Annotated in this window: 22 protein-coding genes and 1 pseudogene; 7 read left to right on the top strand and 16 right to left on the bottom strand. The window is 59.8% G+C overall.

Going from position 1 to position 21,197, the window contains the following annotated elements; all coding sequences use genetic code 11:
* Positions 1 to 64: 64 nt before the first annotated feature.
* The 8 genes and pseudogenes from DTA24_RS13635 to DTA24_RS13595 form a co-directional block, all read right to left on the bottom strand.
* A complete protein-coding gene (locus tag DTA24_RS13635) occupies positions 65 to 916 on the bottom strand; it encodes a transporter substrate-binding domain-containing protein (RefSeq protein ID WP_164481366.1) in 852 nt (283 codons plus the stop codon).
* A 38-nt stretch (positions 917 to 954) separates the two neighbouring features.
* Positions 955 to 1,734 carry an amino acid ABC transporter ATP-binding protein gene (locus tag DTA24_RS13630; RefSeq protein ID WP_008804710.1) on the bottom strand — a complete coding sequence of 260 codons (780 nt, stop codon included), beginning with the start codon at positions 1,732 to 1,734 and terminating at the stop codon, positions 955 to 957.
* Entirely contained in the window at positions 1,718 to 2,644 is a 927-nt protein-coding gene (locus tag DTA24_RS13625; RefSeq protein ID WP_008804709.1) for an amino acid ABC transporter permease, read from the bottom strand. Before DTA24_RS13625 ends, DTA24_RS13630 begins: the two co-directional genes overlap by 17 nt.
* A gap of 9 nt (positions 2,645 to 2,653) precedes the next feature.
* Positions 2,654 to 3,163 carry a GNAT family N-acetyltransferase gene (locus DTA24_RS13620; protein WP_008804708.1) on the bottom strand — a complete coding sequence of 170 codons (510 nt, stop codon included), beginning with the start codon at positions 3,161 to 3,163 and terminating at the stop codon, positions 2,654 to 2,656.
* Between the two features lie 11 nt (positions 3,164 to 3,174).
* Positions 3,175 to 5,438, bottom strand: a pseudogene (locus DTA24_RS28860) (NtaA/DmoA family FMN-dependent monooxygenase).
* A gap of 24 nt (positions 5,439 to 5,462) precedes the next feature.
* Positions 5,463 to 6,584: a M20 peptidase aminoacylase family protein gene (locus tag DTA24_RS13605; RefSeq protein ID WP_123836879.1), complete on the bottom strand. Its 1,122-nt coding sequence runs from the start codon at positions 6,582 to 6,584 to the stop codon at positions 5,463 to 5,465.
* A complete protein-coding gene (locus DTA24_RS13600) occupies positions 6,574 to 7,581 on the bottom strand; it encodes an MsnO8 family LLM class oxidoreductase (protein ID WP_012541571.1) in 1,008 nt (335 codons plus the stop codon). Before DTA24_RS13600 ends, DTA24_RS13605 begins: the two co-directional genes overlap by 11 nt.
* A gap of 91 nt (positions 7,582 to 7,672) precedes the next feature.
* Positions 7,673 to 8,224, bottom strand: coding sequence for a shikimate kinase (locus DTA24_RS13595; RefSeq protein ID WP_022065415.1), 552 nt, complete (start codon positions 8,222 to 8,224; stop codon positions 7,673 to 7,675).
* A 95-nt stretch (positions 8,225 to 8,319) separates the two neighbouring features.
* Here DTA24_RS13595 and DTA24_RS13590 point away from each other — a divergent pair, with 95 nt between their 5' ends.
* Positions 8,320 to 9,015, top strand: coding sequence for a class I SAM-dependent methyltransferase (locus DTA24_RS13590; protein WP_032730502.1), 696 nt, complete (start codon positions 8,320 to 8,322; stop codon positions 9,013 to 9,015).
* Between the two features lie 23 nt (positions 9,016 to 9,038).
* Here DTA24_RS13590 and dapF read toward each other — a convergent pair whose 3' ends face one another.
* Positions 9,039 to 9,905, bottom strand: coding sequence for a diaminopimelate epimerase (gene dapF, locus DTA24_RS13585; protein WP_008804701.1), 867 nt, complete (start codon positions 9,903 to 9,905; stop codon positions 9,039 to 9,041).
* A gap of 194 nt (positions 9,906 to 10,099) precedes the next feature.
* On the opposite strand from dapF, the gene DTA24_RS13580 reads away from it, so the two are divergent.
* A complete protein-coding gene (locus DTA24_RS13580) occupies positions 10,100 to 10,987 on the top strand; it encodes a LysR family transcriptional regulator (RefSeq protein WP_008804700.1) in 888 nt (295 codons plus the stop codon).
* Positions 10,988 to 11,176: 189 nt separating this feature from the next.
* The gene (gene ansP / locus DTA24_RS13575; RefSeq protein ID WP_123836878.1) at positions 11,177 to 12,631 is read left to right on the top strand and encodes an L-asparagine permease; all 1,455 of its coding nucleotides are present in this window, start codon (positions 11,177 to 11,179) and stop codon (positions 12,629 to 12,631) included.
* 50 nt (positions 12,632 to 12,681) lie between these two features.
* On the opposite strand, the gene DTA24_RS13570 is transcribed toward ansP, so the two are convergent.
* Complete coding sequence (locus tag DTA24_RS13570; RefSeq protein ID WP_002906779.1) at positions 12,682 to 12,903, bottom strand: YgdI/YgdR family lipoprotein; 222 nt, start codon at positions 12,901 to 12,903, stop codon at positions 12,682 to 12,684.
* 156 nt (positions 12,904 to 13,059) lie between these two features.
* Positions 13,060 to 14,121, bottom strand: a complete 1,062-nt coding sequence (locus tag DTA24_RS13565; RefSeq protein ID WP_008804698.1) for a YncE family protein — start codon at positions 14,119 to 14,121, stop codon at positions 13,060 to 13,062.
* Between the two features lie 259 nt (positions 14,122 to 14,380).
* Between DTA24_RS13565 and pqqU the strand changes: the two genes are divergently transcribed.
* A complete protein-coding gene (pqqU, locus tag DTA24_RS13560) occupies positions 14,381 to 16,486 on the top strand; it encodes a TonB-dependent receptor PqqU (protein WP_164481332.1) in 2,106 nt (701 codons plus the stop codon).
* Positions 16,487 to 16,558: 72 nt separating this feature from the next.
* On the opposite strand, the gene DTA24_RS13555 is transcribed toward pqqU, so the two are convergent.
* Together DTA24_RS13555 and DTA24_RS13550 are read right to left on the bottom strand one after the other, a co-directional pair.
* A complete protein-coding gene (locus DTA24_RS13555) occupies positions 16,559 to 16,858 on the bottom strand; it encodes a DUF406 domain-containing protein (RefSeq protein ID WP_008804696.1) in 300 nt (99 codons plus the stop codon).
* A gap of 89 nt (positions 16,859 to 16,947) precedes the next feature.
* On the bottom strand, positions 16,948 to 17,178 hold the full coding sequence (locus DTA24_RS13550; protein ID WP_046881534.1) for a hypothetical protein: 231 nt from the start codon (positions 17,176 to 17,178) through the stop codon (positions 16,948 to 16,950).
* On the opposite strand from DTA24_RS13550, the gene rihA reads away from it, so the two are divergent.
* Entirely contained in the window at positions 17,140 to 18,075 is a 936-nt protein-coding gene (rihA, locus tag DTA24_RS13545) for a pyrimidine-specific ribonucleoside hydrolase RihA (protein WP_016161173.1), read from the top strand. The two genes, DTA24_RS13550 and rihA, sit on opposite strands and share 39 nt — an antisense overlap.
* Positions 18,076 to 18,137: 62 nt before the next feature.
* On the opposite strand, the gene DTA24_RS13540 is transcribed toward rihA, so the two are convergent.
* Positions 18,138 to 19,175, bottom strand: coding sequence for an NADP-dependent oxidoreductase (locus DTA24_RS13540; RefSeq protein ID WP_023340241.1), 1,038 nt, complete (start codon positions 19,173 to 19,175; stop codon positions 18,138 to 18,140).
* A 65-nt stretch (positions 19,176 to 19,240) separates the two neighbouring features.
* Positions 19,241 to 19,822, bottom strand: a complete 582-nt coding sequence (locus DTA24_RS13535; RefSeq protein WP_008804693.1) for a helix-turn-helix domain-containing protein — start codon at positions 19,820 to 19,822, stop codon at positions 19,241 to 19,243.
* Between the two features lie 162 nt (positions 19,823 to 19,984).
* Between DTA24_RS13535 and DTA24_RS13530 the strand changes: the two genes are divergently transcribed.
* Positions 19,985 to 20,503 (top strand): GNAT family N-acetyltransferase, encoded by a 519-nt coding sequence (locus tag DTA24_RS13530; RefSeq protein ID WP_012541564.1) that lies wholly within the window; start codon positions 19,985 to 19,987, stop codon positions 20,501 to 20,503.
* Positions 20,500 to 20,949, top strand: coding sequence for a DMT family transporter (locus DTA24_RS13525; protein WP_008804691.1), 450 nt, complete (start codon positions 20,500 to 20,502; stop codon positions 20,947 to 20,949). Before DTA24_RS13530 ends, DTA24_RS13525 begins: the two co-directional genes overlap by 4 nt.
* An 8-nt stretch (positions 20,950 to 20,957) precedes the next feature.
* Here the strand turns inward: DTA24_RS13525 and DTA24_RS13520 are convergent, their stop codons facing one another.
* Positions 20,958 to 21,191 (bottom strand): YdcY family protein, encoded by a 234-nt coding sequence (locus DTA24_RS13520; RefSeq protein ID WP_008804690.1) that lies wholly within the window; start codon positions 21,189 to 21,191, stop codon positions 20,958 to 20,960.
* Positions 21,192 to 21,197: the final 6 nt, after the last annotated feature.

Here is a 21,197-nt window from a genome sequence, read left to right as displayed (position 1 = left end):
TGAAGACCCTGGCGAGCATTCGCCTCCGCTGTTTCGCGTCGTACTCCGGCGAAACAGCGGTTTTTTAGTAGGTTATCCCCGGCGGGTTGACCACCGACTGCGCCACCGCCTCGCCCTGCTCTCCCCAGCGCGCCAGCACCTGCTGATATTCACCGCGGGCAATCGCCCCGTCGAGGGCTGCCTGCAGGGCAAAGACCAGGCCGTTGCCTTTTTTGGTGGTTGTCGCCACCCACGCTTTTTTCGGCCCCAGGCCCACCACCCGGGTCTGGCCGTTAAGGGCGGCCTTATAGGCTGCCACCGACTGCGGGCCGAAAAAGATATCCGCTCGCCCGGACTGGATATAGAGGTTGCCGGAGGCATCATCGGTCAGGTAGACCGGCTGGGCCAGCGGCCGCCCGGCGGCACGGTTGTCGTCGTTCCAGCCCAGCAGGATCCGCTCCTGGTTGGTGCCGGAACCGACGATCACTTTGCGCCCGGCGAGGTCAGCGGGTCCGTTTACCGCGGCGATGTCGCTGGTGGATTTCACCGAGAAGGCCAGGGAATCCACCCGGTAAGTCGCAAAATCGAACTTCTCTTTGCGCTTCTCGGTCACCGCGATATTGATCAGCGCCACGTCGTAGCGGCCGGAGGCGATGCCCAGCGGCCAGTCCTCCCACGCGGTGGGCACCAGCCTGAGCTTCAGGCCAAGGCTTCCGGCCAGCAGGCGGGCCATATCCGGGTCGCTGCCGATCCGCGTGCGGTTGTCGCTGGCCAGCAGCGCCAGCGGCGGCGAATTGAGCGCCGAGATCGCCACCGTCAGCGTCCCCGGCTCGACGAAGCGATAGCCCGGCGGAATTTTCGCTATCGCCTGCGGGTCGCGGGTGACCGGCAATGGCTGCTCATTGGCACGCAGATCCAGCGCCGCGTGAGCGCTCATGGCAAAAGCGCTGAGAACAAGGGTCATTAGCGCTCTGTTCATGACGGCAGCACCCTGGATAAAAACTGTCGGGTACGCGGATGCTGCGGATGGTTGAGCACCTCGTCGCTGCTGCCCTGCTCGACGATCCTGCCGTCGACCATAAACACCACCTGGTCGGCCACCTCGCGGGCAAAGCCTACCTCGTGGGTCACCACCACCAGGGTGGTACCGGAGCGCGCCAGCTTCTTGATGACATCCAGTACCTCGCCCACCAGCTCGGGATCCAGCGCCGAGGTGGGCTCATCAAACAGGATCACCCGCGGGTCCAGCGCCAGCGCCCGGGCAATGGCGATACGCTGCTGCTGCCCGCCTGAGAGATGCCGCGACCAGGCGTCGGCTTTATTGCGCAGTCCTACGACGTCCAGCAGCTCATAGGCGCGGGCAATGGCCTCTTTGCGCGTGACCTGCTTGTGGGCGATCGGCGCCTCAATCAGGTTCTCCAGCACCGTCAGGTGCGGAAACAGGTTAAAGTTCTGGAACACGTAGCCGACGTTGATCCGCTGGCGAAGAATTTCCTTTTCTTTCATCTCATACAGCTTGTCGCCTTTGCGGCGATAACCAATATAGTCGCCGTCAATCTGAATAAATCCCTCATCGACACGTTCGAGGTGATTGATGGTGCGCAGCAGCGTCGACTTGCCCGAGCCGGAAGGGCCGAGGATCACCGTTACCGTGCCCGGGGGGATCTCCAGCGACACATCGTCCAGCGCCTTGTGGCGGCCATAGTATTTGCTGACCCCGGTGATAGAGATATGGCCATTATGAGAGCTGGGCATGAACGGCCTCCTGCGGCTGTGGTTGACGTGCGGGTTGATTCAGACGGCTGCTGCGGGCGCTGTTTACCGCCGAGCGGCGCTCGCTGCGCGCCAGGGCGCGTTCCACCAGATACTGAATGGCGGAGAGGACGCTGGTGATTGCCAGATACCAGGCGGCGCCAACCATCAACAGCGGGATCACCTCCTGGGTACGGTTGTAGATCATCTGGATGGTGTAGAACAGTTCCGGCATCGCCAGGACGTACACCATCGCCGTTCCCTTGGCCAGACTGATGATCTCGTTGAAGCCGGAAGGCAGGATGGTGCGCAGCGCCTGCGGCAGAATAATGCGCAGCGTGCGTCGCCAGGCGGGAAGCCCCAGCGCGGCGGCGGCTTCATACTGCCCATGGTCGACCCCTAAAAAGCCGCCGCGAATAATCTCCGCGGTATAGGCGCTCTGCACCAGCGTCAGGCCCACCACCGCCGTGGAGAATTGCCCCAGCACGTTAATGGTCTGATAGCTGGCCCAGGTGACGCCGGTAAACGGGATCCCCAGCGACAGGGTGTCGTAGAGATAGGAAAAGTTGTACAGAATAATCAGCACCACAATCAGCGGCAGCGAGCGAAACAGCCAGATATAACCCCAGGCGAGGCTGCTGAGCAGCCACGATGAGGATAAGCGGGCCAGCGCCAGCAGGCCGCCGAAGATCACGCTCAGCACCGTGCCGAGCAGGGTCAGGAGCAGGGTTTGTCCCAGCCCCTCGAGGATCACCGGGTCGAAGAACCAGCGGGCGAAGACGCCCCACTCCCAGCGCGGGTTAAAGGCCACCGACTGGATCACCACCGCCAGCACCAGCAGGGCGACCAGGGCCCCGACCACCCGCAGCGGATAGCGCGCCGGCACCACTTTTATTGTTTCAGATGAATGCATCATGCCTCCTCAAGCGCTGTGACTGAAGGCGCTCACCGCCAGCGCTTTAGTGAACCGCAGCCGGCCATCGTACGGCGGCTGACTGTACTCTTCCGGGTCTCGCGTGAGGTCAAACTGCGCCTCATACCCCTGGCTGAGATAGAGCTTTACCGCCTCCGGCTGACGGAAGCCGGTGGTCAGGTAGATATGGCTGTACCCGGCCAGCACCGCCCGCCGTTCCAGCTCCTGGACCACCTTCGCCGCCAGCCCCTGCTGGCGCAGACGGCGGTGCGTCCAGATACGTTTGATCTCCGCGGTGTGGCGATCTTTCGGTTTATAAGCGCCGGTGGCGATAATTTCTCCCTCACGCTCAAGGACGATAAACAGCCCCTGCGGCGGCAAATACCACTCAGTCAACTCCACTTCCGCATCGCGGGAAAAATAGTCGCCGTAGCGGGCGGCATATTCGGCAAACAGCCCGCTAATAATCGGCTGCAGCTCCGGTGCGTCCGGAGAAATATCGCGGAATGCTTCGCTCATCGCGCCTCCTGTCAGTCGCCCAGTCCGGGTGGGTTGATTTCTGATTGCGGAATACTCTCCACCCCTTCGCCCCAGCGGTTAAGCACTTTGGCGTAATCGCCGCTGGCGATAGCGCCGTTCAGCGCCGCCTGGACGGCATTCACCAGCCCGCTGTCTTTTTTCAGCGTCACCGCGATATGCGCCGCTTTCGGCCAGCCGCCATCGACGCTGCCCACCAGTTTGGTTTTGCCGGTCAGCGCCGCCTTCCATGCGCCAATCACGTTGGGGCCGAAAAAGGCGTCGGCGCGCCCGGTCTGCAGGGCCAGCGTCTGGGCGGCGTCATCCTTGGTGTAGACCGGGGTAAACGGCTTCAGCCCCTTCTTGACGTTCTCCGCGTTCCACGCCAGCAGGATCGCCTCCTGGTTAGTACCGGAGCCGACGATAATCTTCAGCCCGGCGATGTCCTCCGCCTTGTCAATTTTGTTCAGCGGACTGGTGCTTTTGACGTAGAAGCCCAGCGAATCTTTACGGTAGGTGGCGAAATCGAACTTCTCTTTGCGCTCTTTGGTGACGGTAATATTGCTGATCGCGGCATCATATTTGCCGGAGGTGACCCCCAGCGGCCAGTCTTCCCATGAAGTGGGAACCACGTTTACTTCCAGCCCGAGGCTCTCCGCCACCAGCCGGGCGATATCCGTCTCGCTACCGAGCAGGGTTTTGTTGTCATCGGCGAAGACCGTCAGCGGTGGTGAGTTCAGGGCTGCCACCGCGACGGTGAATTTCCCCGGCACCGCCAGATGCAGATCTTTCGGCAACAGCGCAATGGCCTGTGGATTTTTCGCTGTGTGAATCGGCGTTTTGTTGGCCTCCAGGCTCACCCCGGTGCCATTGATCTTGACGTCCTGGGCCCACGACGAGGCGCTAAATGCCAACGCGACGGCCAGCAAGAGTGTTGTTTTCTGCATAGCGTGATTCTCTTTTATTATTTTTGGAATTGGTTAGCAGGTAGCGCCAGACCCAGACTTTCCCGCAGGGTGGTGCCCGGATAGTCGCGACGGAACAGGCCGCGCGCCTGTAACAGCGGAACCACCTCATCCACAAAGCGCGGGAAGGTTTCCGGCGTGCCGCCCTGAATAATGAAACCGTCCGCCGCGTGCTGTTCGAACCACAATTGCAGGCCATCGGCGACATCGCTGGCGGTGCCGGTAAAACGCGGACGCGGACTCGCTGCCTCCAGGGCCACCTGGCGCAGGGTTAATCCCCGCTCGCGGGCGTGACGTTTAATCTCGTCGGTGGTGCTGCGGAAGCTGTTTTGTCCGAGGTCGCCAATATCCGGGAACGGTTCATCAAGCGGATACTGCGAAAAATCATGATGTTCGAAATACCGCCCCAGATAATTCAGCGCATCCTCGATGGAAACCAGCGCCGCGGTAGTCTGGTACTGACGTTCCGCATCCTCGGCGTCATCCCCGACGATGACGCTGACGCCCTGGAAGATATGCAGTTGGTCCGGGGTGCGCTGATATGCGCTGAGTTGGCTTTTAACATCCTGATAAAATGCCTGCGCCTCGGCCAGCGATTCCTGATGGGTAAAAATGGCATCGGCGTGGCGTGCGGCTAATTTCTTGCCGTCGTCCGACGCGCCGGCCTGGAAAATAATCGGCCGTCCCTGTGGCGTGCGGGCAATATTTAGCGGCCCGGCCACTTTAAAGAAATCGCCATGGTGATCGAGCGTATGCAGTTTATTTTTATCAAAGAACTGGCCAGTCTCCTTATTGCGCACAAAGGCGTCCTCTTCCCATGAATCCCATAAGCCTTTCACAACCTGCAGATATTCATCGGCAATGCGATAGCGCAGCGCATGATCCGGATGCTGGGCCCGGGAGAAGTTTTTCGCCGACCCTTCCAGCGGCGAAGTGACGACATTCCACCCCGCCCGTCCCTGGCTTAAATGGTCAAGGCTGGCGAACTGGCGGGCGGTAGTAAACGGCTCGCTGTACGAAGTGGATAAGGTCCCCACCAGTCCCAGACGCCGGGTGACCGCGGCCAGCGCGGAAAGTACCGTTAAAGGTTCGAAGCGATTTAAAAAATGGGGAATCGATTTTTCATTGATATATAACCCGTCGGCGACAAAAATAAAATCCAGCTTCCCCTCTTCCGCTTTTATCGCCGTCTGCGTGACAAAGTTAAAATTAATACTGGCGTCCGCCTGCGCCGCCGGATGACGCCAGGCGGACATATTTCCCGATGCGCCATGTAATATCGTTCCCAGACGCAATTGTCGATTTTCAGACATAGTTACCCCTTCCCCTGTCATCCATTAAATATGTTGTAATGCCTGTTCCGCCAGCTGAGCGAAATAGTGTGCTGCGGGCGCAATAAGCCGTTCGTCCGGATTAAATGCCGGATGGTGCAGACCATATTCGCTGGCGCTGCCGATGCTGACGAACGCCCCGGGAATATGCTGAAGATAGACCGCAAAATCTTCGCCACCGAGATGCAGATCGGCGTGATGGGTGCGGTACCCGGCCTGGGCCGCCACGTCGCTGGCGAAGTCGGCCCAGTGGGCGTCATTGACCAGCGCCGTCGGGCCGGCATACCAGAAGACGTCAATCTGTGCGCCAAAGGCGCTGGCGAAACCGGCCGCGATCTCGCTGACCCGGGCCTTGACCCGCTGCTGCACTTCACTGCTGTGAGTGCGCAGTGTTCCTTCCAGCTCGACGCTCTCCGGCAGCACGTTCCAGGTATTGCCTCCCTGGATCCGCGTCACGCTGAGCACCACCGAGTCGAGGGTGTTCACTTCCCGGCTGGCCACGCTCTGCAGCACCGTCACCAGCTGGCTGGCCAGCAGGATCGCATCCTTTCCTTCATGTGGACGGGCGGCATGCGCCCCCTTCCCGGTCACTTTGAAGACGAAGCGGTCGACGTTGGCGTAGAACGCGCCGCCGCGGGTGGCAAATTCGCCCACCGGCAGGCCGGGCTCATTGTGCATGCCAAAGATCGCCGACACGTCCTCCAGCGCCCCGGCGCGGATCAGGGTTTTCGCGCCGCCAAAATTTTCCTCCGCCGGCTGAAACAGGATCCGCACCCGCCCCGGGAGTTCCGCTTCCCGCTCCTTCAGCAGCAGCGCCGCCCCCAGCATCACGCTGGTGTGAATATCATGGCCGCAGGCATGCATCACCCCTTCATTTTGCGAGCGGTAAGGCAGACCGGTCGCCTCCTCGATGGGCAACGCGTCGATGTCCGCCCGCAGGGCAATCACCTTGTCGCCGCTGCCGACTTCGGCGACCAGCCCGGTTTTCAGATCGAAGGGCAGCAGAGTCAGCCCGCCGCTCTGCAGCCAGTCGCGGATCCGCGCGGTGGTGGCTACCTCCTGCAGGGAGAGCTCCGGGTTCTGGTGCAGCTCGCGCCGCCAGCTAATCAGTTGTTGTTCAAAGGACATTCAGCACCTCCTTGCCGTAGTGAGCCTGCGCCAGCAGGCGCAGGGAGTGCAGGCGCGCTGGCCCGTCGCTAATGGGGGTATCAATGATTAATTCATCCAGCTGATCTTCCGCCTGCAGCGCGTCAAGCCGGGCTTTAACCTGTTCGGGAGTACCGGAGATCAGTGAAGATTCGCGGCGGTGGATGCGTGTCGGCCGGCTGCCAGCCTGGCGGGCAAAGGCGACGGCCTGAGCCTCACTGCCGACGGTCACCCGCTGGCCGTTCTCCAGCTCGACGCCCCACACCTCGACCTGCTGCGCCAGCGCGGCGGCGGTGGCCGGATCGTCGGCCACCACCACCTGCACGGCGACAATCGCCTCACGCGGGCTGAGCTCGCGCCAGCGGTTGATCACCGTGCGGCGCAGCGCGCTGTCGCCATTGAGATGGGCCGCAAACACGAAGTTCCAGTCAAGACGGGCGGCCAGTTCAGCACTCTCCAGGCTGGCGCCGAGCAGGAAACCGTCGGCCCGACGCGGCGGGATCGGCGTGGCGCGCAGGCTCTCCTCTCCACCGGGCTCAGTCAGCGACAGCCAGTTATCCAGCTGCGCCAGCTGGTCGGCAAAGGTCCCTTTCTCCTCCTGATGCAGGCCCTGCTGCAGGGCGCGGGTGGAAAGCGGCAGTCCGCCAGGCGCTTTGCCGACGCCGAGATCGATGCGACCCGGCGCGAGGGCGGCCAGCAGGTTAAAGTTTTCCGCGACTTTATAGGGGCTATAGTGCTGGAGCATAACGCCGCCGGACCCGAGGCGAATGCGCCGGGTGTGGCCCAGCAGCCAGGCGATAACCAGCTCCGGCGAGGGGCTCGCCAGCTGATCGGTATTGTGGTGTTCGGCGACCCAGAAGCGGTGATAACCCCAGGCTTCGGCGTGTTGCGCCAGCGTTAATGTACGCGCCAGCGCCTGCGCGGCGGTTTCCCCGGCGGCAAGCGGACTTTTATCCAGGATACTGATTCGATAAGACATTTCGCAGGCTCATATGAAAGTACGTGCCTGCATTATTAAAATCTCAGCTAACTATTGAGAAACAATTAATTCACATGTGTACTGCTGAAAATTAGATATGCCCGCCTGGCCGCTGCGCTTCCAGCTCGCGGAGCAGCGCCTCAGCCTGCCGCGGACTGCGCACCCGGACGAAGCGAATATGACGATATTGCGGATCCTGCATATCGGCCAGATAGCGTCGGCGATTCTGCCGCCAGGTTTTCAGCGTCCAGAGGATAATGGATTCCCGGCTGCAGAACGAACGGCGAAAGCTCTCGCGGTTGCCCGTGCCCGGCCACAGCTCCTGATGCCGCCACGCCCGGCTCGTCGCCCGCCACACCGCCTGGCGCAGCGTGCGCCAGAGGCTATAGTCGACCCAGATCACCAGATCCACCTCGCGCCATTTGACGCTGCGGCTGCGATTGTAATTGCCATCCAGCACCCAGCCCGGCGAGGCCGTAGCGGCGGCAATAGCGGCGAAAAACGCCTCATCCGGCGTGCCCTGCCAGTTCGGCCGCCAGTACAGGCGATCGAGCTCGATCCAGGGTAGTCCCAGCCTGTGCGCCAGGCGCCGGGCCAGAGTGGATTTGCCTGAGCCGCTGGTGCCGACCACGTTGATGTTCATCTCTGTTTCTCCCTGGTAGCCAAACGAATACTTATTTCAATGTTAAATGGCGTATATAGTAGTGATGTTTATCAATGATAAAAGGTGTTTTCAGGATGAACCCCTATGAAGCCCGCTACAGACAACTGTTAGCCAACGGAGCCAGCGCCTGGGCGGGTGATGGTTTTGCCAGGGCAAAGATACAACAGGAAAAAACATTTCATTGGCTGGATGCCCATGGCTATTTACCCGCTCCCGGCGCGCCGGTACTTGAACTGGGATGTGGCAATGGTGCCATGGCAGCCCAGTATCTGGCGGAAAGAGGCTATGCCGTATCGGGTGTTGATGTGTCCGAAACGGCGATCCGCTGGGCAGAAGACCGTTTTCAGCAAGCGGGTCTGGACGCCACATTTTTCGTCGGCAACGTCTGTCATCTTTCTCAATGTGAGGATGCCCAGTTTGCCTTAATCATTGATGGCAGCTGTTTACATTGTCTGCTGGAAGATGAGCGTCGCCGTTTTTTCGCCGAGGCGAGAAGATTGCTGAAACCCGCAGGCCGGCTGGTGATCGGCTCGATGTGCGGGCTTCCTCGTTATGCTGAAGACCTCGCCACTTACGATCCTGTCAAGCATCATCTCCTGAAAGAGGGGCAGCCCTGGCGTACGCTTAAACCCCTCCCGGCTTTACTGAATGAGATACAGCAGGCGCAGTTTAGCGTCCTTGCCACCGATGTTAAGCACAATGCCTGGTGGGACCATGCCACCATCGTTTGTTCGGCAAACGGGCCGTCGGCTGATCCTCAGAAGAGTTAATTTCAGGCTGACCGCGCCACCTGTTATGCAGCGCCAGTGAAGATGGCGCTGCCGCCAACAAAGCAGTCTTTATCCAGCGTCAGGCTGGCGATTTTATGCACCGGGCCACGCATACGGACCTGAAAATCCGCGTCGAAGGTGATGTGCAGCTGACCACCAGGCATGTTGACATCCACCCGATCGTCCACCTTCCCTAACCGGCGCATCGCGCTGGCAGCCGCGCAACTGCTGCTCCCGGAGGCCATCGTGAACCCCGCGCCCCGCTCCCAGATACCAATCTTTAGCGTATGGCGATCGATAACTTCCACGAACTGGACATTGGTGCGTTTGGGGAACAAGGAATGGTTTTCGATTTGCGGCCCTAAACGATGAACCTGCGCCAGGTCGAGCTTATCGACGAGGACAACGCAGTGGGGATTGCCCATGGAGACCAGCACGACGGACAGGGTTTCATCCGCCAGCGGCAAAGGATAATTCACCGCCTCAGGCAAATTCACTAAGGCGGGCAGCGCCGCCGGATTGAAATTCGCCCGCCCCATGTCGACGCTAATCTGATGAACATCGCCATGCACAGTGCAATAAACGTCACCGCCCGCCGTATGTACCAGAAAGGGCTCATGGCCGACGCGACCGATATCAAAAAGATAACGCGCATAGATCCGTAGCCCGTTACCGCTTTTCTCCGCTTCGGAGCCGTCCGGATTGATAATACGCAGTGTGGGATTGATCTGATCGCCGCTGTCGATCAGCAGACCATCCGATCCCACGCCATAGTGGCGATGGCACAGCATTTGAATATGCTCGTTGCTCAACTGTTCGGCAACGTCGCGATGGCATACCAGGTAATCATTACCCAGCCCGTGATATTTATGAAAGTGTAAGGGTGTCATTGTGTGGGTTCGCCTGGCGCTGCAGTTTTTTGGACATCTTACATTACATTCACCGTCTTGATGAATTAAACCCTGCGTTGTTAACCGTGGTGGTCATTCTGCTCCACTGCGTCCGGCTATCAGACTGGCGCCTCCCCTCCGTCGGGCTTACACTCTGCGTACCTGTGAGCGGTATTCATCAATCCGGAAAGATTATGCTAAAAGAGAACGTAAACGATCTGCTCTCCTTTATGGTGGTAGCGCGTGAGCGCAGCTTTACCCGCGCAGCGGCCCAGCTCGGCGTGTCACAGTCGGCGCTCAGCCATGCCATGCGCCATCTCGAAGCGCGTCTCGATGTGCGGCTGCTGACCCGCACCACCCGCAGCGTGGTACCGACCGAGGCGGGTGAGCGACTCATTCAGCGCCTCGGTCCGCATCTGGAGGAGATGGAGCGGGCGCTGACCGCGCTGCGCGATACGCGCGAACGCCCGGCGGGCAACCTGCGCATCACCGCCGGGGAGCATGCCACCAGCACCGTACTCTGGCCGGCGCTAAAGCCATTTATGCTGCAATATCCGGATATTAACATCGAAATCACTGTTGATAATGGCCTCACGGATATCGTGGATGGCCGGTTTGACGCCGGGGTGCGACTCGGCGAACAGGTGGCGAAAGAGATGATTGCCGTGCGCATTGCCCCGGATATGCGGATGGCGGTAGTAGGTTCGCCAGCCTATCTGCAGCAGGCCGGTACGCCGCAGACGCCCTGGGATCTTGCGCAGCATCGCTGCATCAATCTGCGCCTGCCGACACGAGGTGGACTTTACGCCTGGGAGTTTGCCCGCGACGGCCGGGATATCCAGGTGCGGGTGGAGGGGCAAGTGATCCTCAACAGCCTGCCGCAGCGCATCGATGCGGCGGAGGCGGGCCTCGGTCTGGCCTACGTTCCGGATGACTGCGTGGCGGAGGCCTTAGCCAGTGGCCGGCTGGTGCAAGTGCTGGCGGACTGGACCCCCACCTTCCCCGGCTACCATCTCTACTACCCCAGTCGACGCCAGCATACCAGCGCTTTCACTCTGTTGCTGGAAACTCTGCGACGCTGATCTCATTGATAAATCTGTCAAATGCTATCGGTAAATGTTTTAGGTGCGTAACTATTACGTTACGTGTAGGATTCAGCGCCATGTCTGAGCTTATCTCCTACGTCAGAATGATGAGAAAGCCAGCATAATGTGCCAGCCGTCATCCACTCCGGCTGCAAACATGGGCATTGACAGGAAACTGATACATCAATGAATACGAAACACGACACTGCAGCGGAGCACCATGCTGCGAAACGCCACTGGCTCAACTCACATGAAGCGGGTTATCACAAAGCGATGGGCAACCGTCAGGTACAGATGATCGCCATCGGCGGCGCTATCGGTACCGGTTTGTTCCTCGGCGCCGGGGCACGTTTACAAATGGCAGGGCCAGCGCTCGCACTGGTCTATCTGGTCTGCGGCATCTTCTCCTTCTTTATTCTTCGCGCCCTCGGCGAACTGGTTCTCCACCGCCCCTCGAGCGGCAGCTTCGTCTCCTATGCCAGGGAATTCCTCGGTGAAAAGGCCGCTTACGTGGCCGGCTGGATGTACTTCGTTAACTGGGCCATGACCGGGATCGTCGATATCACCGCCGTGGCGCTGTATATGCACTACTGGGGCGCGTTTGGCGATGTGCCACAGTGGGTCTTCGCCCTTGGCGCGCTGGCAATCGTCGGTACCATGAACATGATCGGCGTAAAATGGTTCGCCGAGATGGAATTCTGGTTCGCGCTGGTCAAAGTGCTGGCGATCGTTGCGTTCCTCGTGGTCGGCACCATTTTCCTCGGCTCCGGTAAGCCGCTGGACGGCAATGCCACCGGCTTCCATCTGATCACCGATAACGGCGGCTTCTTCCCTCACGGCCTTCTGCCGGCGCTGGTGCTGGTGCAGGGCGTGGTCTTTGCCTTCGCCTCCATTGAACTGGTGGGCACCGCGGCCGGTGAGTGTAAAGATCCGGAGTCGATGGTACCGAAGGCCATCAACAGCGTGATCTGGCGTATCGGCCTGTTCTACGTCGGTTCGGTGGTGCTGCTGGTGCTGCTCCTGCCGTGGAGCGCCTACCAGGCAGGACAGAGCCCGTTCGTCACCTTCTTCTCCAAACTGGGCGTACCGTATATCGGCAGCGTAATGAACATCGTGGTGTTAACCGCCGCCCTCTCCAGCCTCAACTCCGGCCTCTACAGCACCGGACGTATCCTGCGTTCCATGTCGATGGGGGGCTCCGCGCCGAAGTTTATGTCGAAAATGAGCCGTCACCACGTCCCTTACGCCGGGATCCTGGCGACGCTGGCGGTGTATGTGGTGGGGGTGTTCCTCAACTATCTGGTGCCGTCGCAGGTGTTTGAGATCGTGCTTAACGTCGCGTCGCTGGGGATCATTGCTTCCTGGGGCTTTATCGTGGTGTGTCAAATGCGTCTGCGCAAAGCGATCAAGGAAGGAAAAGCGGCGAAGGTGAGCTTCAGAATGCCGGGGGCGCCATTCACCTCCTGGCTGACGCTGCTGTTCCTGTTCAGCGTGCTGGTGCTGATGGCCTTCGATTATCCGAACGGCACTTACACCATTGGCTCAATTCCACTGCTGGCGGTGCTGCTGGTAGCTGGCTGGTTTGGCGTGCGTAAACGCGTGCATGCGATCCACAGTACGGCGCCGACGCTCAGGAAGTAACTGGCAGGACTCCCGGTTTGCCCGCGACGGACAAACCGGGAGGTCAGGATTTAGTTATCCTCAACCAGCTGCGACACGTCGCTACTGTTAATTTCCCGCTTATTACCAGACTCATCGATATAGCTGGTCATCCCCGTTTCTTTATCCAGCTGCGGCTTGCCGTGGGTGACGATCGTCTGACCGCTTTTGGTGGTCATAACGTAGTTGGACGAACAGCCTGCCAGCAGCGCCAGCATCGCACCGGCGCAAATCACCATAAATGGCTTTTTCATTTTATCTCCACTGATTACCACTGCCCGCGCAAGGCGGGAAAGCGTTAAGTGTATAACCATCTGGTTTATCAGGCCAATACGCGTTTGTAACAGAGGGTGAGGTGCCGGGCGGCATGCGGGGCGCGACCTTGACCGATCGTCGTCGCCCCGGGCATCTTACAGCGCGATGCGGATCACGTCGTCCGGCGCGGTGGCCTCTTTCTCACGGCTGGAAGCCTGTTTCACGCTGACATACAGCGTTTTGCCGTCATCAGAGAGCGCCAGGCTGTTGGGGTGAGTCGGCGTTTTAAAGGTCTTCACGATCTTGTAGCGCTTACCGTCGATAACGCTGACTTCCCCGGCCTTACGGTGCGTCACATAGGCTTCATTACGCGTCGGGTTAAACAGCACCGCCAGCGATTCCGGCGCGGCGATTTTCTCCAGCACCTTACCATCGCGGGTATCGACCACCAGCACTTCCGGCTGCTTGCTGTCGGTAATAAAGGCGCGGTGACCGGCGGTATCAAGGCTCAGGTTTAAGTAGAAGTGCGCTTTGCCATCGTCCTGCAATTTCTTGCGCGACACAATGGTATTGCTCTCGCTGTCGATGGTCAGCAGTTCGCCGTCGGCATTGGTGGTATAGAGGCGTTTCGCCTGCGGATCGATCGCCAGACCCGTCGCCATTGCCCCGGTGCCGGTAATAGTGGTTTTCAGCTTCAGGGTCGCGCCATCTACCACCCAAATCACGCTCTCTTTGCCCAGACCGGTAATGTAGACCGTGTTGGTCTGCTCATTGACCGCCAGCTCGCGCGGTTGCAGTGGGCGTACGGTTTCACTGCGCTGACGCTCGTCCAGCACCAGACGCCCTTTCACGGCGCCGGTTTTGGCGTCAATGGCGGTGACGGTGCTGTCGACGGTATTGCCAAACCACAGCGTGCCGGTGGCATGGTTGATAGCAGCGCCGAACGGCTTCAGATCGTTGTGAATAATCTGCGTCACGTCCAGGGTGGTGGGGTCAAGACGATAAACAATACCGCCCTTGTCCAGTGAGCGACTCTGCGACGTGGCGACCCATAACGCGTTCTCCTGCTGGCTGTAGGCCATTTCGTAGGCCCCTTTTCCGACGGCCTTACGCAGCATCTCATCCGCAGCGTGGGCGCTAAAGCTACCTGCCAGCAGCAGAGAGGTGAATAACAGTGAATGGCGCAGACGCGGCGCGGCAAAATGACGTAGTGACATGACGACTCCCTTTGATAAACCAGTATGTGCTGACCCGACATCGCTTCCGGCGGTAAAGTCCTGGCTTTACCCTTATTTTTGAATGCGAATAGTAATCATTATTTATCTCAAAGTGGAGCGCTAATTGTTGTTGTTCGGTAAATTCATCAGCAAGAAGCACTATCCGTTAACCAACGGCGGTTAATAATTTTCAAATGTTTTACAAACGGGGTAACATATCTACATATGTTCCATTTGGTTCGTCTCCCGAGTACTATCGATGAAAATCCTGTCCGTGCGTCACGCCGCCCTGCCGGCGCTGCTGCTACCGCTGATTGCCGCGGCCCAGACCGCTGATGAACAAACCATGGTGGTGACCGCCGCGCCAACCACTGTTTCTGAACTGGATACCCCCGCCGCCGTCAGCGTGGTCAATGGGGATGAAATGCGCCAGGCCGCACCGCGCGTCAATCTCTCTGAATCACTGGGCGCCGTACCGGGCCTGCAGGTGCAGAACCGGCAAAACTATGCCCAGGATCTGCAACTGTCGATTCGCGGGTTTGGCTCTCGCTCCACCTATGGCGTGCGCGGGCTACGCATCTATGTAGACGGCATTCCGGCGACCATGCCCGACGGCCAGGGGCAGACCTCGAATATCGATATTGGCAGCGTCGACACCATTGAGGTGCTGCGCGGCCCCTTCTCTGCCCTGTACGGTAACTCGTCCGGCGGGGTGATCAACGTCACCAGCCAGACCGGCACCCAGCCGCCCACCGTGGAAGCCAGCAGCTACTATGGCAGCTTCGGTACCTGGCACTACGGGATGAAGGCCACTGGCGCCGTTGGCGACGGCAGCCATGCAGGCGATGTGGATTACACGGTCTCGACCAACCGCTTCACCACTCATGGCTATCGCGATCACAGCGGCGCACGCAAAAATCTGGCGAACGCCCGACTGGGGGTGCGCATCAACGATGTCAGTAAGCTGACGCTGCTGCTGAACAGCGTGGATATCAAAGCCAATGACGCCGGCGGCTTAACCGCCGACGAATGGCGCGATAACCCGCGCCAGTCGCCGCGCGGCGACCAGTATAATACCCGCAAGAATACCCGGCAGACCCAGGCCGGCCTGCGCTATGAGCGCCAGCTGAGCGCCCAGGACGATCTCAGCGTCATGATGTACACCGGTGAACGTGAAACCACGCAGTTCCAGTCGATCCCGCGCACGCCGCAGCTGAAACCGAGCCATGCCGGCGGGGTGATCGATCTCACCCGTCACTACCAGGGAATCGATACCCGCCTGACCCATCGCGGAGAGCTGCTGGTGCCCGTCACCCTGACCGCCGGTCTCGATTACGAGAACATGAGCGAGCGCCGTAAAGGGTATGAAAACTTTGTGATGGTCAACGGCGCGCCGCAGTATGGCGAACAGGGTGCGCTGCGCCGTAACGAACGCAACCTGATGTGGAACATCGACCCCTACCTGCAGACCCAGTGGCAGTTAACGGACAAACTCTCGCTCGATGCCGGGGTTCGCTACAGCTCAGTATGGTTCGACTCGAATGACTACTACATCACCCCAGGCAATGGCGATGACAGCGGTGATGCCAGCTATCACAAGTGGCTGCCCGCAGGCTCGCTGAAGTATGCTCTGACCGACGCGTGGAACGTCTACCTCTCCGCTGGCCGCGGCTTCGAGACGCCGACCATTAACGAACTGTCATACCGCTCCGATAACCAGAGCGGCCTTAATTTCGGCCTGAAGCCCTCCACCAACGACACAGTGGAGATCGGCAGTAAGACGCGGCTCGGCAATGGGCTGCTCACCGCCGCCCTGTTCCAGACCAATACCGATAATGAGATCGTGGTCGACAGCAGCAGCGGCGGGCGCACCAGCTATAAAAACGCCGGCAAGACCCGTCGTCAGGGGATGGAGCTGGGGCTGGATCAGCAGTTTGGCGAGAGCTGGCGTCTGAAGGCGGCCTGGACCTGGCTGGACGCGACCTATCGCACTAACGTCTGCGATGACGCCAGCTGCAACGGCAACCGCATTCCGGGGATCGCGCGCAATATGGGCTACGCCTCCTTTGGCTATCAGCCGGAGCAGGGCTGGTACGCCGGCAGCGATATTCGCTACATGAGCGACATCATGGCCAATGACGAAAACACGGCTAAAGCGCCTTCCTGGACGGTGGTTGGCCTGACGACTGGCTATAAATGGAGCTACGGCAGGATGGACATGGATCTGTTCGGCCGCGTCGACAACCTTTTCGACCGGGAGTACGTCGGGTCCGTTATCGTTAATGAGTCCAACGGGCGCTACTACGAGCCTGCTCCCGGACGCAACTACGGCATCGGCCTGAACCTCGCCTGGCGCTTCGAATAACACGCCCCTTCCCCGCCGGCGGTGATTGGCGGGGAAGGCTTAACGATGTGGCGTTTTCCCCACGGACGCGGGTTAAAGCAGATTTCGCAGGGATAACTCGAAAATGATCTTTTCCGCCTGGCAGGAGAAAGCGATGGCGAGATCGAGTTTAACCTCGTCGCCAGCGGCGGCGATGGTGTAATCGACCTGCGGCGGTTCACTGGCCGGCGCCGCGGCGGCAGCACGTTCGCGCACAGCGGCTACGGTGGATTCCGCTTCTTCGCGGCTCGGGAACATTTTCTCAGCCCGGTAGACGCAGTCCTCGTTATCAATGATCGTCCCGACATCAATGGCGCAGCCTTTGGTGCTGCATTTATCTACTACATCTTTCATCGTAATAACCTCTCGAGTTTTCTTAAGGATAAGAATCCGCTCACCGAAAAGCAAACCATTAATATCCGTAAGGATTAGCAATTTTTCTATTATATCGCGCCGCGGCGGGCGCCAGCTTGCGCCATCGCAAGGTGAGGCAATATGACTGCCGACGATCGCCTGACGATACGCGATGCCATCGCAGCAATCGTGGCCTCCATCACACTATTCTGCACACCATCTCGTCTGCCTCGCCTCGCAGCGTTAGTCTGGTCACAGAACAACGCCAACAAGGAGCTGCTATGGCACTGCCGATGATGATTGATTGCGATCCGGGACATGATGACGCGATCGCCCTGGTCCTCGCCCTCGCCTCGCCGGAGCTGGAGGTGAAAGCCGTCACCGCTTCCGCGGGCAACCAGACCCCGGAGAAGACCCTGCGCAACGTGCTGCGTATGCTGACGCTGCTGAACCGGCCGGATATCCCGGTGGCCGGCGGCGCGTGGAAGCCGTTGATGCGCGATCTGATCATCGCCGATAACGTGCACGGCGAGAGCGGACTGGATGGCCCGAGCCTGCCGGAACCAACCTTTGCCCCGCAGAACTGCACCGCCGTCGAGCTGATGGCCAGGGTGCTGCGGGAAAGCCAGGAGCCGGTGACTCTGGTGGCCACCGGGCCGCAGACTAACGTGGCGTTGCTGCTCGCCAGCCACCCGGAGCTGCACGCGAAAATCGCCCGCATCGTGATCATGGGGGGCGCAATGGGGCTGGGCAACTGGCAGCCGGCGGCGGAGTTTAATATTTTCGTCGATCCGCAGGCGGCGGAAATGGTCTTTCAGTCCGGGATCCCGGTGGTGATGGCGGGGCTGGATGTTACGCATCGGGCGCAAATCCTTCCCGCCGATATCGAGCGATTCCGCCAGATTGGCAATCCGGTGTCGACCATTGTCGCCGAGCTGCTCGACTTCTTTATGGCCTACCACAAGGATGAAAAGTGGGGCTTCGACGGCGCGCCGCTGCACGATCCCTGCACCATCGCCTGGCTCCTCAAGCCGGAGATCTTCACCACTATCGAACGCTGGGTCGGCGTGGAAACGGAAGGAAAATATACCCAGGGGATGACGGTGGTCGATTACTACCATCTGACCGGCAATCGGCCCAATACTACCCTGATGCTGGATGTCGACCGTGAAGCCTTTGTCGATCTGCTCGCCCAGCGGTTAACCTTTTACGCCTGACACGCCTCCCATGCCCCTTTTCCCTCACGGGAAAAGGGGCAGAGTAAGTTGGATCCGCCGGACTAGTCGTCGGCCGCGACGCGGATCACCACTTTACCGAAGTTCTCACCTTTCAACAGGCCGATCAGCGCCTGCGGCGCCTGATCCAGACCGTCGATCAGCTGTTCGCGATATTTAATTTTCCCCTCTTGCACCCAGCGCCCCATCTGCTGCTGGAATTCCGCGATCCGATGCCCGTAATCCTGGCCGATAATAAAGCCCTGCATCCGGATGCGCTTCTTGAGGATGGTCGCCATCAGCAGCGGCAGACGATCCGGTCCGTCTGGCAAACCGGTGGCGTTATAGCCGCTTACAAGCCCGCAGACCGGTACCCGCGCTGCGGTATTCAGCAGCGGCAGCACCGCGTCAAAAACCTTGCCGCCGACGTTTTCGTAGTAAACGTCAATGCCCTGCGGGCAGGCCTGGGCCAGCTGTTCGGCAAAATCATCCGCACGATGGTCAAGGCAGACATCAAAGCCTAACGTCTCAACCGCATACCGACACTTCTCCGCGCCTCCAGCGATGCCGACGGTGCGGCAGCCCTTAATTTTGCCGATCTGTCCGACCGTGGCGCCAACCGGCCCGGTCGCCGCAGCGACCACCAGCGTTTCGCCCGCCTTCGGCTGGCCGATGTCCAGCAATCCCATGTAGGCGGTGAAGCCCGGCATCCCCAGAACTCCCAGCGACCAGGACGGGTGTTGCGGGTCGTCACCCAGCTTCACCAGTCCGTTGCCGTCGGAGAGTTCATAATCCTGCCAGCCGCTGTAGCCCAGCACCCAGTCGCCGGGTTGATAATCGGCATGATTTGAGCTGACCACGCGACTCACGGTCCCTCCCACCATCACCGCGCCAATGGCCACCGGTGGCGAATAAGAAGGCGCGTCGCTCATGCGCCCGCGCATATAGGGATCGAGCGATAAAAAAACGGTACGCAGCAGAACCTGCCCCGGCCCCGGCGTCGGCACCTCGCTCTCTTCCAGGCGGAAATTCTCTGCCGTCGGTTCACCATGGGGGCGGGAAGCCAGTACCCAGCGGCGATGGCGTTGCGGTTGATCTGTCATAGCAAACTCCTCTTGTTAGCAGACAGTACTGAGGCTAGCTGCTTTATGCGCAACGTGCTTTACCATTAAGAGCCGGATGGCGATTGATTAAGGCGAACCACCAGATAGACGCAGGTCTCCGCGGATTCATTGATAAAGCGACAATCGTTGGGCGGGCCAAGCTCCAGACAATCCCCCTTCTGCATCTCATGACGGGTAGTCCCTTCGACGAACACCAGCTCGCCCTGCTGCAGCCAGATCAGCTGGCGGGCGAGCGCATAGGAAGAGGCCGGCATGGGCACATCGCTGCCGGGCGGCAGCTCAATCTGCACCAGATCTATCGGCAGATCGCTGCGCGGCGAGACGTGGCGGCGGAGATAGTGGCTTTGCGGGTCGTGCCACACCGGCTGGCTGGCAAAGCGCAGCAGCTTACCCTCCTGCATTTCCGCCCGGGCGATCAGCGTCGACATACTGATGCCGAAGGCGCCGGAAAGACGGCCCAGCATCGAGGCCGTCGGGCTGCTTTCGCCGCGCTCGATTTTATGGATCATCGCCCGCGAGGCGCCGGCCCGTTCGGCGAGGTCGTTCAGCGACCAACCGCGGGACTCACGCTCGATGCGGATGCGCGCACTGATGCGCTGATTGAGGTTGTCTTCTATAGTATTCATAACGTAATACTATAGTGTGCACCCACCCATTACACAACTGCTCGTCGGGCCGCGTGCTTACCGGGTCATCCGTAAAAATTATGCGGAAAACGGATGACAGCGCGATGTTCATTATTGTAATAATATCGTACTACTATAGTGTACAAAAAACTGAGGTTTGCTATGTCCATCCGCCCTGCCATTAAAGACGACTGTGCAGCGATCGCCGAAATCTATAACCACGCCGTCGTGCATACCGCCGCCATCTGGAATGATAAAACCGTGGATACCGACAACCGTATCGCGTGGTTTGAAGCCCGCCAGCTGGCCGGCTTTCCGGTGCTGGTGAACGAGGAAAACGGCGTCATCACCGGCTATTCCTCGTTTGGCGACTGGCGCGCGTTTGACGGTTTCCGCCACACCGTGGAGCATTCGGTGTACGTTCACCCCGATCATCAGGGGAAAGGGCTGGGTCGCAAACTGCTGGTTGCGCTGATCGCCGAAGCGCGTCGGCTGAATAAACATGTGATGGTCGCCGGTATTGAATCGCAGAACCACGCTTCGCTGCATCTGCATGAAACGCTGGGCTTTATCACCACCGGGCAGATGCCGCAGGTAGGAACCAAATTTGGTCGCTGGCTGGATCTCACCTTTATGCAGCTGCAGCTGGATGAGCGTCAGGACCCGGACGGCAAGGCATGAATGCATCGCTCACCCTCGCCTGTCTGGTCGCCGCCGGCGTTGGTCTCGTGGTGCAGAATACCCTGATGGTGCGCATCACCCAGTCGGCGTCGACGATCCTTATCGCCATGCTGCTCAATTCGCTGGTGGGGATCGTTATTTTCGTGACGATGTTACTGCTGCGCCAGGGCGTCGCCGGCTTTCAGGAGCTGGCCCTGAGCGTGAAGTGGTGGACGCTGATCCCCGGCCTGCTGGGGTCCTTTTTCGTCTTCGCCAGCATCAGCGGCTATCAGACCGTGGGCGCGGCCACCACCATTGCGGTACTGGTCGCCAGCCAGCTGGTTGGCGGGTTGATCATGGATTTAGTTCGCGCCCACGGCGTGCCGGTGCGGGCGCTGATCGGGCCGGTATGCGGCGCGGTGATGCTGGTGGTGGGCGCCTGGCTGGTGGCCAGGCGCCAGTTCTGAGCGCATCTTCAGAGGATCGCGCCGCCTTTCGTCAGCTGCTCGCGGCGTGCGTCCTGCTCTTCCTGATGCTGTCGCCCATGGTGGGCGATGGCAGTGCGCAGGCGCTGCTGCTGGGTATAGCGTTCCTCACGACTGAGTTGTGGATCATCGCTCAGGGCGATCAGCAGCTCATTCATATGAGTGATAACGCCCTCGGCAAGGGTGTCATCGACTTTGACGATAACCTCATCCAGATGTGCCATCCGGTT

Origin of the sequence: Klebsiella sp. P1CD1 (assembly GCF_003790505.1) — a bacterium.
Lineage (GTDB): Bacteria > Pseudomonadota > Gammaproteobacteria > Enterobacterales > Enterobacteriaceae > Klebsiella > Klebsiella variicola.
Note: the sequence above shows the minus strand (reverse complement) of the source record. Positions and strands in the feature narration are given on the sequence as shown.

Coding starts and splice junctions, on each gene's coding strand:
- DTA24_RS13635 (WP_164481366.1), bottom strand. CDS start 916: ATGAGCGCTCACGCGGCGCTGGATCTGCGTGCCAATGAGCAGCCATTG.
- DTA24_RS13630 (WP_008804710.1), bottom strand. CDS start 1,734: ATGCCCAGCTCTCATAATGGCCATATCTCTATCACCGGGGTCAGCAAA.
- DTA24_RS13625 (WP_008804709.1), bottom strand. CDS start 2,644: ATGCATTCATCTGAAACAATAAAAGTGGTGCCGGCGCGCTATCCGCTG.
- DTA24_RS13620 (WP_008804708.1), bottom strand. CDS start 3,163: ATGAGCGAAGCATTCCGCGATATTTCTCCGGACGCACCGGAGCTGCAG.
- DTA24_RS13605 (WP_123836879.1), bottom strand. CDS start 6,584: ATGTCCTTTGAACAACAACTGATTAGCTGGCGGCGCGAGCTGCACCAG.
- DTA24_RS13600 (WP_012541571.1), bottom strand. CDS start 7,581: ATGTCTTATCGAATCAGTATCCTGGATAAAAGTCCGCTTGCCGCCGGG.
- DTA24_RS13595 (WP_022065415.1), bottom strand. CDS start 8,224: ATGAACATCAACGTGGTCGGCACCAGCGGCTCAGGCAAATCCACTCTG.
- DTA24_RS13590 (WP_032730502.1), top strand. CDS start 8,320: ATGAACCCCTATGAAGCCCGCTACAGACAACTGTTAGCCAACGGAGCC.
- dapF (WP_008804701.1), bottom strand. CDS start 9,905: ATGACACCCTTACACTTTCATAAATATCACGGGCTGGGTAATGATTAC.
- DTA24_RS13580 (WP_008804700.1), top strand. CDS start 10,100: ATGCTAAAAGAGAACGTAAACGATCTGCTCTCCTTTATGGTGGTAGCG.
- ansP (WP_123836878.1), top strand. CDS start 11,177: ATGAATACGAAACACGACACTGCAGCGGAGCACCATGCTGCGAAACGC.
- DTA24_RS13570 (WP_002906779.1), bottom strand. CDS start 12,903: ATGAAAAAGCCATTTATGGTGATTTGCGCCGGTGCGATGCTGGCGCTG.
- DTA24_RS13565 (WP_008804698.1), bottom strand. CDS start 14,121: ATGTCACTACGTCATTTTGCCGCGCCGCGTCTGCGCCATTCACTGTTA.
- pqqU (WP_164481332.1), top strand. CDS start 14,381: ATGAAAATCCTGTCCGTGCGTCACGCCGCCCTGCCGGCGCTGCTGCTA.
- DTA24_RS13555 (WP_008804696.1), bottom strand. CDS start 16,858: ATGAAAGATGTAGTAGATAAATGCAGCACCAAAGGCTGCGCCATTGAT.
- rihA (WP_016161173.1), top strand. CDS start 17,140: ATGGCACTGCCGATGATGATTGATTGCGATCCGGGACATGATGACGCG.
- DTA24_RS13550 (WP_046881534.1), bottom strand. CDS start 17,178: ATGTCCCGGATCGCAATCAATCATCATCGGCAGTGCCATAGCAGCTCC.
- DTA24_RS13540 (WP_023340241.1), bottom strand. CDS start 19,175: ATGACAGATCAACCGCAACGCCATCGCCGCTGGGTACTGGCTTCCCGC.
- DTA24_RS13535 (WP_008804693.1), bottom strand. CDS start 19,822: ATGAATACTATAGAAGACAACCTCAATCAGCGCATCAGTGCGCGCATC.
- DTA24_RS13530 (WP_012541564.1), top strand. CDS start 19,985: ATGTCCATCCGCCCTGCCATTAAAGACGACTGTGCAGCGATCGCCGAA.
- DTA24_RS13525 (WP_008804691.1), top strand. CDS start 20,500: ATGAATGCATCGCTCACCCTCGCCTGTCTGGTCGCCGCCGGCGTTGGT.
- DTA24_RS13520 (WP_008804690.1), bottom strand. CDS start 21,191: ATGGCACATCTGGATGAGGTTATCGTCAAAGTCGATGACACCCTTGCC.